The sequence below is a fragment of the Streptomyces torulosus genome (genome assembly GCF_001419765.1).
Taxonomy (GTDB): Bacteria; Actinomycetota; Actinomycetes; order Streptomycetales; family Streptomycetaceae; genus Streptomyces; species Streptomyces torulosus.
Map to the genome: position 1 here is coordinate 1 of NZ_LIRK01000842.1, position 6815 is coordinate 6815.

Genomic DNA, 6815 nt, shown 5'->3' on the forward strand with positions numbered 1-6815 from the left:
CTCCCGGACCAGGACACCCTCCACCCAGCCCCACCGACCGGAAGGACCCAAGACACCATGCCCGCCTACGTCATCGCCCACCTGCGTGACGCCGCCCCGCACCCGGACATCGCCGAGTACATCGAGCGGATCCCCGGCACCTTCGAGCCGTACGGCGGACGCTTCCTCGTCCATGTCACGCCGCACGAGGTGATGGAGGGCACCTGGCCGGGCCACGTCGTGATGATCGGCTTCCCCGGGATCGCGGAGGCCCGGGCCTGGTGGGACTCACCGGCCTACCAGGAGATCGCCCCGCTGCGCTCCCGGCACATCGAGGGCGACATCATCATGGTCGAGGGCGTACCCGTGGACTACGACCCGGCGGCCACGGCGAAGGCCATGCGGGAGGCACTGCCCGCCGATGTCACACCGCCGAGCCCGTGAGGCGGTCCAGCTCCTCCCCGATACCCGTACGCAAGGCGTCGTGGCGGGGCCCGAGGGCGTGGCTCGGGTCTGCCCAGTGCTCCGGCGGGTAGAGCCACACCGGGCGCCCCACCGACTCGGCAGGCTCCCACGCGTACCGCGGCCACACGTGCGCGTGCAGGAACGGGTCGGTGTTGCCGAGGATCTCCAGGTTGACCCTCCGGAACGCGGGGTCGAGCCGCCCGCAGACCCGCTCGACGGCCTCGCCGAGCCGCTCCATGTCCGACAGGAACGCGAGCCGCCGCGCCCTCGGCAGCTCCGAGAGCCGCGTCACGGCGGGGTCGTCGACGAGCAGGACGGCGTACCCGGGCAGGAACTGCACGTCGCCGATGACCGCGAACCCGGCGTCCAGCCTCCGCAGCACGGTGGGGTTGTCGCCGCGAAGGGCGCTGCCGATCCGATCACGCCGCCAGTCCTCAGCCATGACCGGTGACCCTATCCGGGGGTGTGCCGTGTGATCTGTCCGGTACCGCTTCGATACGTCCCGTGGGGCCGACGGTGCTCGTGTCCCCCCATAGACTCCGCGCCATGAAACGGGGAACAGCGGTGCTGTTGGCGGCAGTTGTGGCCCTCGCGCCCCTGCTGACGGCCTGCGGCGCCGAGCACGATCCCCTCTTCGTCACGGGCACGGCGGCGAAGCCCACGCTCGCCTGGCGGGACTGCGCGGCCGCGAAGGGCGACGGGATCACCGAGGCCGCGCTCTACGAGTGGGACGACTCCAGCACCGTCGACGACCCCGGCCGCACGCTGTGGCACATCAGGGCGACGGACGGGAAGACCCTCTCGCAGCGGATCCGGCTGGGCACCGCCCCGGACGGCTTCACGACGGAACAGCCCCTCACCGCCACCCTGGACCCCGGCACCACGTACGCCCTGCGCGCCAACATGGCCTCGGACGACCAGATCTCCGGCTTCCTCACCTTCCGCCCCGAGCAACTCGCCCCCGGCCAGATCGTGTTCGGTGAGTCGGACGCCGAGTCCCGGACGGCCTACGACGACCGGGACGACGAGGAGTTCGGCTGCTTCACGGAGTGAGTGACCCCGCGTACGGGGGCGGTGAGACCGGTCGCGTCGTGCGCCTGTGTGCCCCTCTGGGCTCCTTTCGCGCCCTGTGCGATCCGGGAGGCGTGCTTACGCTGAGATTCAGCCGTGGCGGGATGAGGCCTGCGGCAGGGTAGGCGCAGCGGGGGCGTCATGAGGGATGCGGACATCGGGGACTGGGTGACGGGGGCCGGCCCCTGTCTGTCGGCCGCGATCGGCGTGTACGGCGAAGCCGTGCTGACCCGGGCGGAGGGCGACGTCCGCGACTCCACCGTCGACCTGGGACGTCGCATCCTGCGAACGGTGTGGCGCCGCGGGGACGAGAGCGGTCGGCGGGCACTGGTGCAGGCGGTGGCCGAAGCGGCCGAGGAGCCCGAGAACCCCGATGCCGCTGGGGCGTTGCGGCAGTTGCTCAAGCGCGCTCTACGGGCCGACGCGGAGTTGCGCGCGGAACTGGCTGCCGTACTGCCTGTCCCCGGACCGGGCCCGGCGAGGCCGGCGCACACCCCCCAGGCCTCGCCGGGTGGGCCTGAAGCCCTCACGAACACCCGGGCCTCCGGCATCCGCTCGATCGGTGCGGCGACGATCGGCACCGCGGTCAGCGGCGACGTGGTCAGTCTGCCCACGGACGCTCTGTACGCACCGGACAAGGTCAACGCCGCACACGGTATGTCCAATCTCGCCCCGGTCGGGTTGTGCGTCGGGCGGGACGCCGAACTGGCCTGGCTGCGACGGAACTTGACCCGGCAAGGGGAAAGCGCGATCGCCCAGGCCGGCACCGTGCACGGGCTGGGAGGAGTCGGCAAGACCACCCTTGCCCTCCACTACGCCCACCGACACCGTGGCGAATACACCCTCATCTGGTGGATCAGGGCCGAGTCCCCCGACCTCATCGCCCGTTCCCTGGCCGAACTGACCCAGGAGCTGGTCCCCGCGTGGGCGGCCGACGCCGGGCAACAAGCCCAGGTGGTGTGGGCCAGACAATGGTTGCGGTGGCACCCGGGCTGGCTGCTGATCTACGACAATGTCGAGGAACCCGCCGACCTGGCCCCCTACCTGGGGTCGCTGAACGGCGGGCACCATCTGGCCACGAGCCGCCGGACCAGAGGCTGGCCCGACAGCGCACCGACACTCACTCTGGGAACGCTGCCGCCCGACGACGCGGTCGATCTGTTGTGCACCCTTGTTCTCAGGAACAGCACACCCACACCGCGCCAGGTGGCCGCGGCCCGGGCACTGGCGATCGATCTGGGACACCTTCCGCTGGCCCTGAAGCAGGCCGGCGCCTACCTCGCCCAGAACCCCGGCATCACGATGGACGCCTACCGCCGCAGCTTGGGCAAGAAGCTCGGCAGAGGCGCCGACGGGCTGACCGACGAGCACACCATCAACCGGATCTGGCAGGTCACCCTGCACACGCTGGCCCAGCGCGACCGACTGGCCGTGGACGTCCTGTACACCGCCGCGTGGCTCGCTCCCGACGACATCCCCCATGCCCTTCTCATGCCGCCGGCCACCAGCCCCGAAACGCTCGCCGAGGCCCTCGGCACCCTGGCCGCCTACAGCATGGCCACCGTCACCGAGACGTCCGTCAGTGTCCACCGCCTGGTCCAGACAGTCCTGCGCTCACCCAGTGCTGCTCGCCTCTCGGGAACCGGGGGCCGCCCCCATCACACAGGGCGCAGACGGGCCGAAAGGGCCGTCCTCCGCACCCTCACGTCAGCAGCGGGCCCGGACCGTGCCTCCGAGGGCCAATGGGACACGCTCATCCCCCATCTGGTGGCCCTTGCCGCGACCAGCCCTCACGGACATCGCAACGATCCACTCACCGACTGGTACGAGGAAACCGCTCAGCGGATGCACGAACAAGGCCACTCCGCGCGCACCGTCCCCTTGTACGCGGCGGTCCTCGCGCAGCGTGAGCAGACCCTCGGCGACCTGGACCCCGACACACTCACCAGCCGAAGCGACCTCGCCGCCGCCTACGAGGTCTCGGGGGATCTGGGGCGTGCCATCCCGCTGCACGAGGCGACGCTCGCCCAGCGTGAGCGGGTACTCGGCGACGCACACCCCGACACCCTGCGAAGCCGCAGCAATCTGGCCATCGCCTACGAGGCGGCGGGGGATCTGGGGCGCGCCGTCCCGCTGCACGAGAAGACGCTCGCGCAGTCCGAGCAGGTGCTGGGTGACACGCACTCCGACACCCTCATCAGCCGCAGCAACCTCGCCAATGTCTACCGGGTCGCGGGGAACTTCGAGCGTGCCATCCGGTTGCACGAGTTGACGCTCCGGCAGCGTGAGCGGGTGCTGGGTGACATGCACCGCGACACCCTCACCAGCCGTAACGCTCTCGCCAGCGTCTACCGCATGGCCGGAGATCTGGAACGGGCGGTCGCGCTGCACGAGACGACACTCGCCCAACGCGAGCAGGTGCTGGGTGACATGCACCCCGACACCCTGATGTGCCGTAGCAACCTGGCCGTCGCCTACGAGGTGTCCGGCGATCTGGGGCGTGCCATACCCCTGCACGAGAAGACGCTCGCGCAGTCCGAGCAGGTGCTGGGCGACAGGCACCCCGACACCCTGATGTGCCGTAGCAACCTGGCCATCGCCTACGAGGTCTCGGGGGATCTGGGGCGTGCCATCCCGCTGCACGAGGCGACGCTCGCGCAGTCCGAGCGGGTGCTGGGCGACAGGCACCCCGACACCCTCATCCGGCGGAGCAACCTTGCCATCGCCTACGAGGTGTCCGGTGATGTGAGGCGTGCCATCCCCCTGCACGAGGCGACGCTCGCGCACTCCGCCCGGATCCTCGGTGACACCCACCCCGAGACGCTGCGATTCCGAAGCCATGTCGCCCTCGCCCATCAAGCGGCGGGAGATCTCGGACGAGCCGTCCTCCTGCACGAGGAGAGTCTCGGGCAGCACGAGCGGATCTTCGGCGACGTTCATCCCGACACCCTGCGCAGCCGCCATGCCCTCGCCTACACCTACGCGGAGATGGGTAATCCGCGCCGTGCTGTTCCGCTCTGCGAGAGGACTCTCACCCAGCACGAGCAGGTCTTCGGCGACCTGCACCCCGACACCCTGAACATCCGCGACACCTTGGCCTACGCCTACGTGACGGCCGGGATGGTCGAACGAGCCGTCCCGCTGGCTGAGAGGGTCCTCGCCCAGCGCGTGCGCGTACTGGGCGACACCCACCCCGACACCCTGCACAGCCGCAACACCGTCGCCTTCGCCCACCGCGCGGCGGGAGACCTCGAACGCGCCACCCGTCTGTACGAGACGACGCTCGCCCAGCGGGAGCACCTCCTCGGTGAGAGCCACCCGGACACCCTGCACAGCCGCGGTCAACTGGCCGGGGCCTGCCTGGCCGCCGGGGAACCGGAACGGGCTCTCCCGCTCTACCGGGCATGCCTGGCCGTGTATGCGCGTGTGCTCGGCGACACCCATCCCGACACCCTGAACAGCCACATGAACGTCGCGATCGCCGAGCGCGCCGTACAGGACATTCCCTAGCGGGCCGGGGTGCGGGTGGCGCCCCGGCCCGCGTCCTGACGCGGATCAGCCGGTGATGCGCGGGAGCAGGGAGATCATCTTGTTGCCGTTGCGGGCGATCAGTACGTCGTCGTACGGGAGGAGTTGGGGTGGCATGCCGAAGTTCAGTGGCTTGCCCTTGCCGAAGAAGTCGACGTGGTGGCGCCAGACCTGGCGGCCCGTGCGCAGGTCGAGGCCGGACAGGTCGCCGGTGGGGCTGAGGAAGAACACGACTCCCCGCTTCTCCGACACCACGGGTGAGGCGATGCCCGTCATCGACTCCTCATCGGGCATGGGGACGCCCACCGGGCGGGTCCACAGGACCTTGCCCGTCCGCAGCGAGTAGGCGCGGGCCTCGCCCCGCCAGTTCACGGAGATCACACGGTCACCGATGACGTCCACGTGGGCCTGCGCTCCCTGGAGGGGCAACCAGCGCTCGACCCCCTGCCCGGAGCCGCTGACCAGGGTCAGCCTCACCTTCTTGCCGGCCGCGTCCCTCTCCGCGCCGAGCACCAGCCGGTCCTTCGTGGTCCCCATGAACGACTGTCCGCCGAGGAGGCGCGTGATCTGCTCGGCCTTCCCGGTGGCAGGGTCGAGACGGAAGACGTCGGTGGTCTGCGGATGCTTGATCTCGCGCCTGCACGCGAGGTAGGGCACCCCGCTCAGCACCGCCCGTTCACACCAGATGCCCTTCTTCCATGTGTGGCGCCACTTCGTCCTGCCGGTCCTCGGATCGAGGGCCGACATTGTGCGGTCCTTCGGGGTGTTCGCCAGCACGGCGCCGTCGATGAGCAGGGCGGACTGCGCGTCCCGGTTGTCGTTCGCCAGCTCCACCTTCCACAGCACCTTCCCGGTGCCGGCCTTCACCGCCACCAGATCGGTGCCGCCCGCGTAGTCGCCGTTCGGCTGGTTCCGCGCGGTGTGGTTCTGGTACGCGTAGACCACGCCGTCGCGCACCGCGAACGGGTGGTCGTTGCCGTAGCCGCCCTCGCGGACGACCTTGACGGTCCACTGCCGTTCGCCGGTGCGGGCGTCGAACTTCGCCGCGTCGTACCTGCTCCCGGCGCAGTACAGCGCGGCGCCGTCCACCAGGCAGCCCCGCTCGGCGGTGCCCTTGGCGGTGATGTTCCACGGCTTCCAGCCCTGCGGCGACGCCGCGGGCCGCGCCGGCCGGTCCTGGTCGGCCGCGCCGCCGCCCCCGAGGCCCAGCACCGCCCCGGCGGTGATCGCGGCGACGGCCACCGTCGACCCCGCGGCCTGCGCGAAACGGCGCCGGCCGCGCCGCCGCACGACCCTGTCGACCAGGTCCCCGGGCGCCCGCACCCGGTCCAGGTCGACCGCGCGCAACGTCTCCCGGACCCTCTCCTCCACCTGCTCCGTCGTCATCCTCGGACCCCCCCGGGTGCGTAGCTGAGCTGCGTGACCTGTTCCACGGGCGCGCCGGTCCCCTCGGGGCCCTCGGGCCCCAACTCCGGGACCAGGGCGCGGAGCTTGGCGAGCGATCGGTGCGCGGTGCTGCGGACCGTGCCGACCGGGCAGCCCAGCAGCGCCGCGACCTCGCCCTCGGGCAGGTCCTCGAAGTAGCGCAGGACGACCACGGTCCGCTGCCGCTTCGACAGCCGGCGCAGCGCCGCCCACAGCGCGATCCGCAGCTCGGACCCCGCCCCGGCGTCGCCCTCCGCGGCGGAGTCGGGCAGGACGGGCACCGTCGTCTCCGCGCGGTGCCGGCGCAGCCGCCACCGGTTGACCTGCTGCCGGTACAGGATCTGCCG

6 protein-coding genes are annotated in these 6815 nt (G+C 71.2%); 3 read left to right on the forward strand and 3 right to left on the reverse strand.

The annotated features are described in order from the left end of the window. Positions 1-57 precede the first annotated feature (57 nt). On the forward strand, positions 58-423 hold the full coding sequence (locus tag AOK23_RS41130; protein ID WP_055717515.1) for a DUF1330 domain-containing protein: 366 nt from the start codon (positions 58-60) through the stop codon (positions 421-423). Here the strand turns inward: AOK23_RS41130 and AOK23_RS41135 are convergent. Beyond that, positions 404-886: an HIT family protein gene (locus AOK23_RS41135; RefSeq protein WP_055717516.1), complete on the reverse strand. Its 483-nt coding sequence runs from the start codon at positions 884-886 to the stop codon at positions 404-406. The genes AOK23_RS41130 and AOK23_RS41135 overlap by 20 nt on opposite strands. Positions 887-990: 104 nt before the next feature. Between AOK23_RS41135 and AOK23_RS41140 the strand changes: the two genes are divergently transcribed. Together AOK23_RS41140 and fxsT are read left to right on the forward strand one after the other, a co-directional pair. Continuing rightward, the gene (locus AOK23_RS41140) at positions 991-1497 is read left to right on the forward strand and encodes a hypothetical protein (protein ID WP_157878308.1); all 507 of its coding nucleotides are present in this window, start codon (positions 991-993) and stop codon (positions 1495-1497) included. A gap of 159 nt (positions 1498-1656) precedes the next feature. Beyond that, the gene (gene fxsT, locus AOK23_RS41145; RefSeq protein WP_055717518.1) at positions 1657-5025 is read left to right on the forward strand and encodes an FxSxx-COOH system tetratricopeptide repeat protein; all 3369 of its coding nucleotides are present in this window, start codon (positions 1657-1659) and stop codon (positions 5023-5025) included. A gap of 45 nt (positions 5026-5070) precedes the next feature. On the opposite strand, the gene AOK23_RS41150 is transcribed toward fxsT, so the two are convergent. Next, positions 5071-6429: an outer membrane protein assembly factor BamB family protein gene (locus AOK23_RS41150; protein WP_055717519.1), complete on the reverse strand. Its 1359-nt coding sequence runs from the start codon at positions 6427-6429 to the stop codon at positions 5071-5073. Beyond that, positions 6426-6815, reverse strand: a 390-nt coding sequence (locus tag AOK23_RS41155; protein WP_055717520.1) for a sigma-70 family RNA polymerase sigma factor, incomplete at its 5' end; no start/stop codon positions are given. The genes AOK23_RS41150 and AOK23_RS41155, both read right to left, overlap by 4 nt.